General features: G+C 67.5%; 13 protein-coding genes and 1 pseudogene. 11 read left to right on the top strand and 3 right to left on the bottom strand.

Annotated elements, in window-relative coordinates; all coding sequences use genetic code 11:
* Nucleotides 1-225 precede the first annotated feature (225 nt).
* From ACLU3S_RS05110 to ACLU3S_RS05100, 3 genes are all read left to right on the top strand, one after another.
* Nucleotides 226-642 carry an ester cyclase gene (locus ACLU3S_RS05110; protein WP_413950509.1) on the top strand — a complete coding sequence of 139 codons (417 nt, stop codon included), beginning with the start codon at nucleotides 226-228 and terminating at the stop codon, nucleotides 640-642.
* A gap of 367 nt (nucleotides 643-1,009) precedes the next feature.
* Nucleotides 1,010-1,312, top strand: a complete 303-nt coding sequence (locus ACLU3S_RS05105; RefSeq protein WP_413950508.1) for a hypothetical protein — start codon at nucleotides 1,010-1,012, stop codon at nucleotides 1,310-1,312.
* A 20-nt stretch (nucleotides 1,313-1,332) separates the two neighbouring features.
* Nucleotides 1,333-1,941 carry a hypothetical protein gene (locus ACLU3S_RS05100; RefSeq protein WP_413950507.1) on the top strand — a complete coding sequence of 203 codons (609 nt, stop codon included), beginning with the start codon at nucleotides 1,333-1,335 and terminating at the stop codon, nucleotides 1,939-1,941.
* A gap of 544 nt (nucleotides 1,942-2,485) precedes the next feature.
* Here ACLU3S_RS05100 and ACLU3S_RS05095 read toward each other — a convergent pair.
* Nucleotides 2,486-2,998: a MarR family winged helix-turn-helix transcriptional regulator gene (locus tag ACLU3S_RS05095; protein WP_413950506.1), complete on the bottom strand. Its 513-nt coding sequence runs from the start codon at nucleotides 2,996-2,998 to the stop codon at nucleotides 2,486-2,488.
* Between the two features lie 130 nt (nucleotides 2,999-3,128).
* Here ACLU3S_RS05095 and ACLU3S_RS05090 point away from each other — a divergent pair, with 130 nt between their 5' ends.
* The 7 genes from ACLU3S_RS05090 to ACLU3S_RS05060 all read left to right on the top strand — a co-directional run bounded on the left by ACLU3S_RS05090 (nucleotide 3,129) and on the right by ACLU3S_RS05060 (nucleotide 9,789).
* On the top strand, nucleotides 3,129-4,193 hold the full coding sequence (locus tag ACLU3S_RS05090) for an alkene reductase (RefSeq protein ID WP_413950505.1): 1,065 nt from the start codon (nucleotides 3,129-3,131) through the stop codon (nucleotides 4,191-4,193).
* Nucleotides 4,194-4,301: 108 nt separating this feature from the next.
* Complete coding sequence (locus ACLU3S_RS05085) at nucleotides 4,302-5,072, top strand: SDR family NAD(P)-dependent oxidoreductase (RefSeq protein ID WP_413950504.1); 771 nt, start codon at nucleotides 4,302-4,304, stop codon at nucleotides 5,070-5,072.
* A gap of 85 nt (nucleotides 5,073-5,157) precedes the next feature.
* Entirely contained in the window at nucleotides 5,158-5,607 is a 450-nt protein-coding gene (locus tag ACLU3S_RS05080) for a nuclear transport factor 2 family protein (protein WP_413950503.1), read from the top strand.
* 66 nt (nucleotides 5,608-5,673) lie between these two features.
* Nucleotides 5,674-6,699: a hypothetical protein gene (locus tag ACLU3S_RS05075; RefSeq protein ID WP_413950502.1), complete on the top strand. Its 1,026-nt coding sequence runs from the start codon at nucleotides 5,674-5,676 to the stop codon at nucleotides 6,697-6,699.
* A gap of 55 nt (nucleotides 6,700-6,754) precedes the next feature.
* A complete protein-coding gene (locus ACLU3S_RS05070) occupies nucleotides 6,755-8,122 on the top strand; it encodes a DUF6177 family protein (RefSeq protein WP_413950501.1) in 1,368 nt (455 codons plus the stop codon).
* 534 nt (nucleotides 8,123-8,656) lie between these two features.
* Nucleotides 8,657-9,319: a hypothetical protein gene (locus ACLU3S_RS05065; protein ID WP_413950500.1), complete on the top strand. Its 663-nt coding sequence runs from the start codon at nucleotides 8,657-8,659 to the stop codon at nucleotides 9,317-9,319.
* A gap of 131 nt (nucleotides 9,320-9,450) precedes the next feature.
* Entirely contained in the window at nucleotides 9,451-9,789 is a 339-nt protein-coding gene (locus ACLU3S_RS05060; protein ID WP_413950528.1) for a hypothetical protein, read from the top strand.
* Between the two features lie 79 nt (nucleotides 9,790-9,868).
* On the opposite strand, the pseudogene ACLU3S_RS05055 reads toward ACLU3S_RS05060, so the two are convergent.
* Nucleotides 9,869-10,160 (bottom strand): annotated as a pseudogene (locus ACLU3S_RS05055) (hypothetical protein); the annotation flags it as partial.
* A 43-nt stretch (nucleotides 10,161-10,203) separates the two neighbouring features.
* Between ACLU3S_RS05055 and ACLU3S_RS05050 the strand changes: the two are divergent.
* The gene (locus tag ACLU3S_RS05050; RefSeq protein WP_413950499.1) at nucleotides 10,204-10,530 is read left to right on the top strand and encodes a tyrosine-type recombinase/integrase; all 327 of its coding nucleotides are present in this window, start codon (nucleotides 10,204-10,206) and stop codon (nucleotides 10,528-10,530) included.
* A gap of 252 nt (nucleotides 10,531-10,782) precedes the next feature.
* On the opposite strand, the gene ACLU3S_RS05045 is transcribed toward ACLU3S_RS05050, so the two are convergent.
* The gene (locus tag ACLU3S_RS05045) at nucleotides 10,783-13,047 is read right to left on the bottom strand and encodes a restriction endonuclease (RefSeq protein WP_413950498.1); all 2,265 of its coding nucleotides are present in this window, start codon (nucleotides 13,045-13,047) and stop codon (nucleotides 10,783-10,785) included.
* Nucleotides 13,048-13,474 lie beyond the last annotated feature (427 nt).

The raw sequence follows: 13,474 nt of genomic DNA, 5'->3' as shown, positions 1-13,474 counted from the left end.
GGGCCCCGGAACTCATCGGCCGCGGCGGGCCCGTCTTCCGCGCGGCGTGACGCGGCGTCCTCCGTGGCGGGCGGGCGGCTCCTGCGGCCTGCGGCCGGCCCGCGGCGTGGACATGCTGGGGGCGCGTGGCCGGTGTACGTTCGCAGTACGGCGTACCGCGTGGACTCCGCTCGACACCGCGGCCCACGGACGGACCGGCCGCCCACACGCGCCCGGGGAGTGCCCATGTCCCAGCAAACGAACATCGCCGCGCAGACCGCCTTCGCGGAGGCCGTCGTCACCGGCAACCTCGACACCCTCGACGAGATCGTCGCGCCCGACTCCGTCGACCATGATCCGGCCCCGGGACAGGGGCCGGGGCCCGAAGGCTACAAGGCCATGTTCGGCGAGCTGCGAACCGCCTTTCCCGACCTGCAGGTCGAGGTGGAGCATCTGATGGCCACCGACGACGAACTGGCCTTCGCCTACACCATCACCGGGACGCACCGAGGCCCCCTGCTGGGCCGGCCGGCGACCGGCAAGAAAGTGAAGTACCGCGGCATGCAGATCAGCCGCTTCGACGGCGACGGCAAGCTCGTCGAACGCTGGGGCAGCAGCGACGAACTCGGCATGCTGCGTCAGCTGGGCCTCGCCGAGACGTGAGGCCACGGCCGCTCCCGCGGAGGCCGGCCCGTGGCCGGGCGCACCCTGGCAGCGGACCGGCCCCTCGCGGACCGGCGCCCGCCGCACCGGCCGGACGGCACTGAGGTGCCGCGCCGGCTCTTCATGCTGCTCACTTCCCACGATGGTTGCTTGAGGCAGCCATAATCCGTCACCGCAGCCAGGCAAGCCCCCCGCGGCCCGCACCGAAACCCCCTCCTCAACTGTCACAGGCATGCCATACGCTGCCTCCAGCAGCCGCGCCCCGCGCGTCACCGCAGTCCAGCGGTTCACGTCCGGGTGCTGCGCGGCGCACTCATCTACCCGGTCGCGCACCGGGTTTCCTTGTGGGGGTAACAGCACTGTGCGTATGCGCAGCATCTCGACCGCGACGGCTCTCGCGGTCCTCTTCGGCTCGGCGGCGCTGAGCCTCGGTGCGGTCGGCACCGCCTCTGCCGCTCCGGCCGCCCATGTCACCTCGCCCGGCGGCCTCGCGGTGGACGGCGCCGTGAACCGGGTGTTCCTCGGCGACAGCACCAACGGCACCGTCACGGCCACCGACTACTCCGGTAGCGTCCTCGGTTCGGTCGCCGGCGTCACCGGCGTCACCGACCTCGCGGTCTCGGACGACGGGTCGACCGTGTACGCGTCTCCCGCGCCTCGACCTCGCTGAGCCTGAACAACAACGGCAAGGTGTACGCCTACGGCGCCGACGTGAAGTTCACGGCGCACCTCGGTACGACGTACACGAACCGCACGGTCGAGATCTGGGCCAACCCCTACGGCGGCGACAGGCCCGACAAGCTGATCAGGACGGGGAAGGTCGACTCGCACGGCAACATCTCGGCGACGGTCGACATGACCCGTGACACCGACGTCACCGCGGTCTTCAAGGGCGACGCCCGCTACAAGCCCAAGACGGTCAAGTCCACGGGCTACGCCCACGTGAAGAACTCCACCGTGGTGTCCAAGAACTACAAGACGGCCAAGATCGGCTCGACGACGTACTACTGGTTCCACAAGAAGACCTCGCCGCTGGTCACCACGACCATGTCGTACTACCCGGGCCGCAAGGAGCGCATCGACCTGCAGGTCTACTACAACGGCAAGTGGTACACCGCCGAGGGCAGCCCGCAGTACTTCAAGCTCGCCTCGAACGGCACGTGCGCCGTGAGCCTGGGCGCCCCCGGCACGTCCGGTATCAAGGCGCGCGTTCGCTCGTCGTACATCAACAACTCCTCGGGCGACAACGTCAACACGACGACGTACGGCTCCTGGAAGTACCTGTACTTCACCAGCTGACCTCACCTCCGGCGAAGGCCACCGCCCGGGTCGTCCCGACCTGGCGGTGGCCGCTCGTCGTCGGCGTCCACGGTCACGAGGGTTGATTTCCCCAGGGTGGGCCATTGCCCCGGGACTGCCCCGGGACTGCCCGGGGACGCACGCGGGCCCGAAGCAATGCTGCATGAGGGCCGGAAGGGGGAGAGAGTGAACTCTTGGGGTGCTCGGGCAGCGTCGTTCGCGGCGCCACGCCTGTTCCTCCGGCTGCTGATTCCCCTGGTGGCTTTTTACGAGACGTCCATGCGTCTGCAGACGGAGTCGCGCGGGCCGAGTCACGTCGTTCTGGGTAGCTGGACCACCGTTCGGCTCACGGCTGTTGACGTTGCGGTCGCTCTGGTGGGCCACACGCTCTGGAGTTGATGGAGGTCTCGCCGTATGCGTTCCGCCGGGGCGGGCGTCGGCCGGTGAGGTGTCTCCGGGTGGCCACTGACCGAGTGGCGACGTAACCGCCGCAAGCGGCTGTTCGTCCACGTCGCCACGCAGTTGGACACGCGGGGCACTGGGCTCAGGCCGTCGCCGGACGAGCTCCGTGGTGCTCCCCCTTCGGTTCCGGGTCGCTGTGGGCTGCCGTCTGCTGGAAGGCCTTGGCCAGGACGGTCAGGTCGATGCCCTCCAGATGGTCGAGGAAGTGCCGGCGAACGCTCGCGAGGTTGGTCGGCCAGGCCTGTTCCACGCGGGCGAAACCCGTCTCGGTGAGGACGGCGTACGTGACCCTCGCGTCCTCCTCGCCCCTCACGCGCCGGAGCAGGCCCTGGCCTTCCAGATGGGCGGCGAGCCGGGACATCCCGCTCAGCGACAGCTCACAGGCGGACGCCAGGGCGCTCATGCGCAACCGCCTGTCCGGGGCCTCGGACAGATGCATCAGCGCGGTGTAGTCGATCAGCTGCATGTGCTGTTCTCGCCGCATGTCCTGGTCGATGGCGCGCGGCAGGGCATACATGACCCGGGCCAGGGCGCGGACGACCGCCTCTTCGTCGGCGGTCAGGGGCGTCGGCCGTTCGTCTGTGGAGTCACTCACGCTCCCATATTACTTCCTTGACGAAGGAAGTATCTCGGAGGATGGTTGCTTGACGTAGCAAGTAAAGGGCCCTCGCCCCGCACAGCGGGCCCGGCCCTGCGCTCCACCGCGACCAAGAGAGTCAAGAACCATGCTCGATGGCTTCAGCCCGATCGTCCTGGGAAGCGCGAAGCTCGCCAACCGCTTCGCCCTCGCCCCGATGACCCGCAACCGTGTGGCGACCGACGGCACCGCGACCCCGCAGGTGGCCGAGTACTACCGGCAGCGGGCATCCGCCGGCCTGATCGTGACCGAGGCGATCTACCCCAGCCGGCAGGCGCAGTCGTTTCTCGGCACTCCCCTGTTGACCGATGACGAGCAGGCGGCGTCCTGGCGGCAGGTCACGGACGCGGTCCACGACGCCGGCGCGGTCATCTACGCCCAGCTGATGCACGGTGGCCGTGTCTTCAGCCCGGACAACGACCTCACCCCGGTCGCGCCCTCCGCGGTGCGCACTCCGGAACAGATCTTCACCCCGAGCGGCATGCGGGACATGCCGGTGCCCCGTGCCATGACCGAGGAGGACATCCGGGCCACCATCGACGACTTCGTCCGCGCCGCCCGCCTGGCCGTCGACGCCGGCTTCGACGGGGTCGAACTGCACGGCGCCAACGGCTTCCTCATCCAGCAGTTCTTCTGCGCGAAGGCCAACCTGCGCACCGACCGCTGGGGCGGGTCGATCGAGAACAGGATCCGTTTCGCCGTGGAGGTCGTCGCGGCGGTCGCCGAAGCGATCGGTCCGGAGCGTACGGCGCTGCGCATCTCGCCCGCCTCACCGATCATGGGCATCGAAGAGGTCGACACCGAAGCGCTGTACCGGGCGCTCTTCTCGGCGCTCGCGCCTCTTGGCCTGGCCTTTGTCGACCTGCGGGAGTGGCCCGGCCGACGGCGTCTGACCCAGGAGCTGCGCGCCCTGTGGCCCGGCAAGCTCGTGCTCAATCCGCACGCCCAGGAGACGTCGCGGCCGCCGCACGTGGAAGCACGCGAGGCCCTGGACTCCGGCCTTGCCGACGTCGTTGCGTTCGCCGAGGCCTTCCTGGCCAACCCCGACCTGCCGCGCCGCATCGCGCAGGCAGGGCCGTACAACGAGCCCGACCCGGCCACCTTCTACGGCGGCACCACGGGCTACACCGACTACCCGTTCCTGGGGGACTGACGTCCCCCTGAGCGGTGACCGTCCGCTCACCGGCGCCCCACCGCGCCCCATGTCCGGACGACCCGGGGGCCGACCGACAACACCTGAGAAGAAGAAAGTGGCAGAACCATGCGAGGACTGAAGGACAAGGTTGCCATCGTCGCGGGAGCGGCCGTGGGAAACATCGGCGGAGCCACCGCGATCCGGCTCGCGGAAGAGGGCATGAAGGTCGTGGCCGCCGATCTCAACGAATCCAGCGCCCAGGCCGTCGCCGACACGATCACCGCTGCCGGCGGCACCGCTGTGGCACGAGGGTTCGACATCACCGACGAACTGTCGTACAAGGACCTGATCACGTTCACGGTGGAGCGTTTCGGCGGTCTGCACGGTCTGTACAACGTGGCCGCCGATCTCTCCGCGGGGACCCTCGGCCGGGACGTCGACGTCACCTCCGTTCCGCTGGACGTCTGGCAGCACACGATCGACGTGACCCTGACCGGTTACATGTACGGCATCCGGCACGCGCTGCCGATCATGATGGAGCAGGGCACCGGTTCGATCGTCAACACCCAGTCCAGCGCGGTGTGGATGGGCGAGAACGTACGCGTCGCCTACCAGGCCGCCAAGAGCGGGCTGGTGGGGCTCACCCGGCACACCGCGACGGTCGGAGGCAAGCACGGCGTCCGAGCCAACCTGGTCTCGCCCGGCGTGATCCTCACCGGGGCCGCTCTCGCGTCGACCGACGAGAAGTTCCGGGAGGAGATCCTCACGACCGTACGGTCGCCGCGACTGGGCGTGCCCGAGGACCTCGCCGGAACCGTGGCCTTCCTGTTCTCCGACGACGGCGCCTACATCAACGGCCAGTCGTTCCTCGTCGACGGCGGGGCCAACTTCACCTGATCCCGGCCACGGCCGGAGCGCCTTCACCGCGAGGGGGCGTTCCGGCCCGCACCCTTCACCCGCAGAGACGACAAGGAGCTCACGCATGAGCGAGGAACACCGGATACAGCAGGTGCTGGCGCGCTACGCCCGAGCGGTCAACCGCCGCGACGGCGCCACGCTGGCCCTGCTGTTCGATGCCGACGGCACGGTCGACATCGCCTGGAACAACTCCGGCACGCCGGAGGCGTTCCTCACCCTCACAGGCCGTCAGGAAATCGCCGACGCCGTGACCAACAAGGCGTTCCCGCCAGGGGCGCGGGGCCGGGCCCTCATCCACGGGCACATCGTGGACATCGACGGGGAGCGGGCGACGGTGGAGGCGCTCTTCGAGGAGTTCGTGGTCCTGCCGGGCGACGCGTCGGCGGCCCCACGCACGACGATCGAGGAGAGCGGCGAGTACCGCTCGACACTCCACCACACCGCAGGACAGTGGAAACTCGTTCACCATCAGGTCGTCCTGGACACCAATCCACTCCGCGACCAGGCCGGTTAGCCGGCATTCCGCCACCGAAGAAGGCACCACCAAAGCCACGGCCCGTGCGCGGCGAGCCGTGGCCCGGTGTCCCGGCCCGAGGACGCGCCGCCGGCCGAGCCGACACCTCGCGGCTCCCGGTGGGCAAGGGACGCAGGCGGCGCGATCGAGCCAGGCGGGATACCCCAGTACACCGGCGACTTCGACGCGTTGACCAAAGCGGTCACCGCACTGCGCAAACACGCGGTCGGCATCCGTAGCGCCGGCCAGGACGTCCATTCGCGCTTCCAGGCGACGGCCGCGTTCTACAAGGCGCCGGAGGCGGACCAACTCTTCTCCTCCACCCAGCCGGTGATGGACACGGCGGACGAGTTCGCCGGCCACATCGAGTCCCTCGCCGACGCCCTGGACACCTTCGTCGCCGAAGCGAAGCCGTACGCGGAGCGCCTGAAGCATCTGAAGGAGAGGGCGATCGCCTTCGTCGACAGCGTCGAGGGCGACGACGACTGGACCAAGGACCAGCCCAAGGTCGAGGAGCACAAGGCCCTCATGGACGGCGTGGCGGAGGCCGTCGCGGGCTTCAAGAAGGCGGAGCATGACGCGGCGGTCAAGATTGGTGCCATCAGCCCGGCGCTGTGCCGCCCCGTCGGCGACGAGGGCGGTACGTACGGCATCAGCGTCGACCAACTCGAGTCCATGCCGGACCTGCCGTGGGGCGCTCCCGAGGGCCGCACCTACGACCGCTGGAGCATGGACTGGTGGGGCCATGGCATCAAGAGCTGGGCGTGGGACGGCTTCGTCAAGGACGGCCTCTGGGGCGGCTTCCTCGGCCTGGGCACCCTTGAGGACAACCTCCTGGGCATCAACGGCTCCGACGCACAGCACCAGACCTGGGACGGCCTCAAACACACTGTTGTCGGTGCCTACGCCTACGGCATGGACCTGGTCGGCGAGGACGACCACCTCTCGGACTGGCAGCGCGACAGGGTCCTGCTCGACTTCTGGGACTACTACCTCCTGGTGCACCCCGAAGATGTCGTGTCCTACTGGAACGAGTACGTGAAGGAGCACGGGCGGAACCCGCTCGCCGGGCTTCGGGACATCACGGTGTGATCAGCAGGAGCGTTCGCTCCGGATCGTCGCGTCCGCCGAGAACGGAAAGCAACACATGCCCCAGGACGTCATCGCCCTCACCCCGCAGATGCCGGACATCAAGACGCTACTGGCCGCACTGCACGCCGGCGGCCCGGACCTGCGCGTGAACCGGGCAGCTGGGGGATCCGTGGCCCAGTTGTGCACGGACGACGGAAAGCTCCTGGTCTCCGTGGAGGCCCCCCGCTACCTGCAAGTGCCGGGCGAGACGGAGCGGCTGCTGGGACTCGGCATCCAGGCAGAGGGACCGGTGTGGTGGACCGAGGTACGGGCGTCCACCGCCATCGCAGAGGCCAGGCTGCTCGCCGGCTCGGTCGCGGGACGCCTGACAACGCTGCTCGGCGACACCACATGGCCGCCGGAAGCCCACACCGACGTCGTGACCGTCCCGGCCACGGGCGAGGTGACGGTCCCGCCCGCTGACGTGGACGTACTGACCGATGCGGATGTGCTGACCGACAAGAGCGTCGTCGTCATCTACGACCGCCCCGTCGTTGCCGCCGCAACATGGCTGACGGAAGCGGTGCGAACCGTGGCGCAGGACCGACGTCAGCTGTATCTCGTCACGTCCTCCAAGACCCGGCTGAGCCTGCCCACCCGCACCGTGCTGGAGCGCATGCCCGCACGCTGGGTCGTACGCCACCCCGAGAACGGCTACTACGACGGCCTCTCCGGAGCCGTACTGCACTGGCGCGACGGACGTTTCACCCCGGCTCCCGACAAGGGCCCGCAGATCGCGGACGCCTTCCAACCCCCGCCCGGCAAGGGCGGCGAACGGCAGCTGCTGCTGTCCATCCGCACCATTCACCCCGCCCAGGAGCACCTGATACTCGGCGGCGCTCTGGAGGACGCCTGGCAGACCCTCACCGGATCGCCGCCGGCCGGATGGGCCACCGCCGAACCCGTCAACGTCCCTTGGTCGCCAAGGCAACTGACCGACCTTGCCCGCAGCCGCGCCCGCCAGGCCCAGCCCGCCTGGGCTGTCGCCGTAGGCACTGCCGACCGCCCTGCGATCGCCACCTCACGCATCGCTCACACGCAAGAGGGCGTAGAGGAGCACATCACCCTGGCTCTCGGCTACGCCGCCGACGAGAAACCACCGATCGAGCGGCTGCCCCGGCTCGCCGAGTCCCTCGCGGCCAGGCACAACCTCGCCACCATGATCAGCGAACTGCGCGCGGCACGCGCGGACCTGACCACTCCGGCCCACTACGAACCGCCGCCGATCCCGCTCTCTCTCACCCTCGGCCCGGACGCCGTGGCCGACCTCGGCATCAGCCATGCCCGCAACGCCCTGCCGGACCGCGCCCCGACCCAACTCGGCCCCGCCGCTCGCCCCGCCCTGCACTACCCACTCGGCGACGGCACCGACCCTGCCGCCTGACAACGCCTGCGGCACATCAACGAACACCTGAAACGTGGAAGCGGGGCAGCTACCCGACCGTCCTGACAGTCGCCGCGCGTCGGCCCTGGCAGCGGCCCCCGCAAGGTCTGAGACGGACGATTTTTCGCAGTGCTTGGTGGGGGCGGACCAGAGTTGGGCGTGAGAAGTCATTCTACATCGGTGCGGTCGGCACCTGGGTGCGGGTCAGGCCCCTGACCTGGTACTACGGCGTCGGGGTGGCGGGATGTGAACGGGGCTCAGAGTGGCTTGACCGATGCCGACGGCGACCCGTGATCGACCTGATAGGGATGAGGCCGGGGCTGGCTGGTCGCCGAGTTTCGGCGTTGGTCGACAACGTTCGCGCCTATTGGTGGCAGGCATCTGCGCGGCCTTGGCAAACCGCCAATCCAGTGACGGTGTACATAGCTGAAGTTCAGCTCAGAAATGACATCATCTGCTTGATGTGCGCATGACTGATCTGTAGCGTCCTGGTTGCCGCCAGTGACCAAGGCGGATACCTGAATGGGGGAACACATGGGCTTCGGCATGCGTCGAACCGCCCTCGCGTCCGGCACCGCGCTCCTGCTCTGCCTGGGAACCGTGGGCACCGCCATCGCGGACGAGGAGCTGCCCTCGCCTGCGGCAGGCGGCCTGGAGCAGGCCGTGACCACGGATGATGTTGCCGTGCAGGACGGGGACGACATTAACGACCGTCCTGGCTGGGAGGACGGCGAGGCCACCGGTGTCGTGAACCCTCACGACTGCGACGGCCCGCAGACCTGGATCGAGATCACGTCAAAGAAGAACTATCACGTACCGGCGTGGTGGAACGGCACGAAGTACAAGGATGGCCCTGGCGGCACCATGATGGTGAGTGTCACGAAGGGCGGCACGGTCTCCATGGAGATCTCAGTCGGTGCGGAAGCCGAGGCCGGCGTGGTACTTGCCAAGGCCAAGTCGAGCATCAACGTCAAGGTGGCGGGAAGCGTCACGATAACGACCGGGCACAACTACACCCACAACATTGCGACGCATAAGTACGGACACTTGCAGTATGGTTCGTGGGGCTACAAGATCTCGTGGAAGAAGTGGCGGCGCAGGGGCGACGGGTGCGGAAGCCCGACCCTCGTCAAGAGCGGCACGGCTACTCTGCCGACGAGTGAGACGGGCTGGAAGTATTGGGAGACCTCCTCATGAGGCCGGCATCCAAGTGGCTCCTTGGCACCGCACTGGTTCTCGTGCTCAGCCTGGCGGCGTGTACCTCTGATAAGGACCCTGCGCCGGATCGCTCCGCGGCACCGTCTCATCAGTCCAGCGCGGGACCGTCAGTGGAGAAGAAGCTCACCGAACAGGCGCAGTCATCTCTCGATTCCGTCACCAAGCAGGATGAGTCGATGGTTGAGTCGGGAATGGAGCGAGTATCCGACGGGATTCACACGCAGCCCGATCTCTCAGCTGGACACACCTACATGCTGACAGTGGTCTGCGCCGGTATGGGCACAGCGGAGATCACTTTCACGCCTCGAAAGACCGCGGCGAGGAAGACCGTTTCGTGCGACCGATCGGTCGTGTTTGAACGCTTCACGGCTGGCAAGCAAGTACGTATCGATGCGCAAGGCAAGCCTGAGGCGAGCGGGATGATGGCCTGGCGGCTGAACTCCGTATGACGCACCGTCCCGGGGCTCGGACTCTTACAAGACGACGAGCCCCTCTCGCGTCCTTGATGGCAACCATCGCGGCTGACTTTGAGATAGGCCACAGGGGCGTTTCGTACTGCTCCGGCCGGCTGCTGATGAGCAACTGCCGCAAGTCGTTGTGATGCGAGCCGCTGAGGTTCAGCGCCTCGGTGATGCGTCGAAACGTTGTGGGCGTGACTCCGCGGCTTCGGGCTTGGCTCTCGAACTGTTCGAGCTGGGTCCATGGCGGCCGGGTCCAGCTTGGCCGGCTGCTGCTCCTTGAGCCACAGAGCCTTGTTGCGCTCGTAGTCGATCTCTGAGTAGCCGCAGATCTCGCGGCTGTAGGCCTCGACCTGTCTCAGGACGGAGTCTGATCTTGTCTTCACCACCCGCTACGGCACCCCGGTGGAGCCCCGGAACTTCACCCGTGAGTTCAACCGGCGGTGCGAGCGTGCCAAGGTGCGGCAGATCCGTGTGCATGACACCCGGCACACCTGTGCCTCGTTGCTGGCGGCCCTCGACGTCCACCCCCGGATCGCCATGCAGATCCTTCGCCACTCCGAGATCGCGGTGACGATGGAGGCCTACGCCCACGTGCCCTCCTCGGAGACCCGGCGGGCGCTCCGGAAGCTGGGGAAGGCCCTGGGCGGCAGCAAGCAGAAGGACGCCAAGAAGAGGGGGCGGCGCCAGCAGGAAGACCCGTCGGACATGGACGGTCGGCAAGATTCATAGCGGTTGCTGTGCTCTGCTGCTGTACATGCGTCAGAGGCCCATTCACGATCACGTGAACGGGCCTCTGACCAGCGTCGGGGTGGTGGGATTTGAACCCACGACCTCTTCGTCCCGAATGAGGTTCGGGCGTGCTCGGCACCGGCTTGTTTGCTGTTTTGCCTGGTCAGGGCGTTGGGGTGCGGTGGTGTCGGGTGGTGTCGAAGGGGCTCGGGGAGCGGGTTGGCTCCCAGATGGCTCCCAGCGGGAATGATCTCAGGGCGTGTCCTCGAGCTTGCGCATCAGCTCGGTGACGAGCGCGCGATCGCGTGCTTCATCGGAACGCCCGGCCGGTTCCCGCTGGGCCTGATACTGCCGGAGCCTCTCGTTTTGCTCGGCATCCCGGGCTGTTCTCACACGCTCGGCACGGTCCTGTACGACGGCGAACTCCTCCGGCAGCTCATCCTCGGCTTCCTGCTCCCAGAGGAAGTCCAGCAGTTCTGTCATCAGTTCCAGGTTCGCGGCATGCGGTTCCTGCTCCGGCTCGGCGGCCAATCGGCGCAGCTCCTGCAAGGCGCACCGCACGAGGACTGGGGTCACCGGCTCACGGTCCGACGCCGACGGTATCGACTGCAGCTGGTCGTACAGAGTGCTGGACCGGTACCAGTCGCCGACTTCGGCGCTCTCCAGCAGTTCGGCTTGGATCCGGTCGGTCAGTTCTTCGACGAACCGCTCCGCATGTTCCTGCGGCACCAGCGGGCTTGCACTCAGCGAGTTGGCCAGGCTCACCAAGTGTGAGATGGGCGAAAAGTGCGTAAATGAGGGGAGCGTTTTCTTGGTCACGTACGCGGCCAGTGACGCCGAGTCCAGCAACTCGGCTGCCCCTAGGGCCCACTCCAGATGGGTTGACAGGCTCTCGTCCTCATCGAACAGCTCCATCTCCAGGTCGTCTTCCATCTGATGGGCGGCAGCGGTCACGGCCAGCTCGTGCTCCCTGAGTCTGGCCAGTATCCCTGCGCCGTCGGCCATGCGCGCCGCCGCGACCAGTCGGCGCAACTGTTCTCCCTGGACGGTGGCCCTGATCAGCTCCAGGAAATGGGCTCGGCCGGCGTTGAGGTGAAAGCGAAGGTAGTCCTCGATCGATGGGTTGTGGAACGCGACCCGTCCCTGTTCGATAGTGATCATCGTGCCGTCCAGCAGTTGCAGTGCCCTGCGGAACGTCCGGCCGTCCGCCGCTTGGTCCATCTCCTCGCGGTACCAGTGCCAGGACTCCTCAAGGTCCTCCAACGGTGCGGACCTGAAGGTGAACAGCACCTCCAGCATGTGCACGGCCGCGTCCGACAGCTCGTTCTCCACGATGCGCTCCCAGACGCGGCCCGGATCGTCCAGGTTCTCCAGCATCGCTGCGCCGACGTCCTGACCCCGGCGCGCGGACAACCGGAGGGTCTCCTCGACCAGACGCGGATTGAAGTTCCTGTGCTGGACCACCGGACGCCAGACCACCGGATCGGCGAACCGGCGCTTGTCATTCAGCGGCAGAGAAGAGTGGTGGACGTGGTTATAGAGGATCTGGCCCCGTACCTGTAGATCCAGGTCGGTCAGCCGGATCACAGTGACCGCGTCCGACACGTCCGGCTCCGCCAGCCGGTCGTGCCGAAGACGGGCGTGCTCCAGCAGGTAGTCGCGGGTCGTCATCACCAGCGCCTTGCCGGGCCTCTCCTGGATCTCCCGGATCACTGACAGCAGGCGATTGTCCTCGTTCTTGTTCAACGGCGTATCAAGGGTCGTACTTCCCAGGAAGTCGTCGTACAGGAACACTTGCCGCGTGTCGTCGCGCCAAAGGGTCCCGATCTCGTCGACGTCCTGGGAGATCTCGTGGACCTCGTAGCTGTTGCCCATCAGCCAGGCCGCGAGCATCAGCGCCACTGTCGTCTTGCCCACCCCGGGGATGCCAGCGATGACACAGACCTGCTGGCTGTCCAGAAGCTGCTTGGCGCGCTCGAAGCCCTCGTGCGGGACGAAGGTGTCGGCGATGCCCGGTAGCCGCTTCTGAAGCCACGACGAGCGCAGGTACCGGTCCTGGTTCAGCACGGTCTGAAGGACGGAGGTGCTGCTAAGCCAGAGCCGGAAGTGCCGACGGACCAGGTCCGGACGGCGCAGGAGCTCGGCGACGATCTCATCCACGCCGTACAGGTCGCCGGTGTCGCGCACGTACGGGGCGAAGGCATCGCAGAGCTCTTCTTTGCCGTCGACGGTCAGACCGACCGTCGTGGCGACGATGTAACGGTCGGGTGCCAGCGCGCGGACCTTGGGCAGTTCATCCTTGATCAGGCGCCTGATCAGCGTCGCCTGGGTCGCGCGCGGCCAGTGCTTGCACTGCACAACGGTCGTCCCCGAGGGGCCGGTGTGCCGCAGGTCGATGCCTCGGTCCCGGCCGCGAGGAAAGATCTCCAGGGGGATGCCGAGGACATCGCTGAACAGGTCACGGCAGACCACCTCGAAGTCATGGTCCGTCAACCGCCCCAACTCGAAAGAGTCCATGCCGTTGTCACCCCGTGAATGCCGCCACCGGCCGCCATTCTCCCTGCAGCGATCCGAGTGCTGGCCAGAGGGGCAGCTTTTCCTCCAGATCCACTCCGGGGCCATGTTCGAAGGAAGCGGTCAGCAGTCGAATGGGCCCCGGAGTGCTCTCAGCGGCAGGCGGGCTTCTCGAACGGCGGCGTCGCCCTCGAATCGGACGCCTTCGGCCACCAGGACATCCACGGGTATGTCCGTGCCTGTCGGATCGGTCCATCGGAAGCCGGCGCTGACGCCCGCGTAGCGGTGAGGACTCGCCAGGTGTTGGGGCACCGGCTGAAGGTGGCCAGGCGGGTGCCGACCGGAACGGCGTGGCTGCCCATAACGGTCGTCACGTCGCTGTGCGTCGTCCACCGTCCGATGGGAGGCACCCAGGAGGGTCTGGAGGCTC

This window comes from Streptomyces sp. AF1A (assembly GCF_047340315.1).
Classification (GTDB): Bacteria; Actinomycetota; Actinomycetes; order Streptomycetales; family Streptomycetaceae; genus Streptomyces.
Note: the sequence above shows the minus strand (reverse complement) of the source record. Positions and strands in the feature narration are given on the sequence as shown.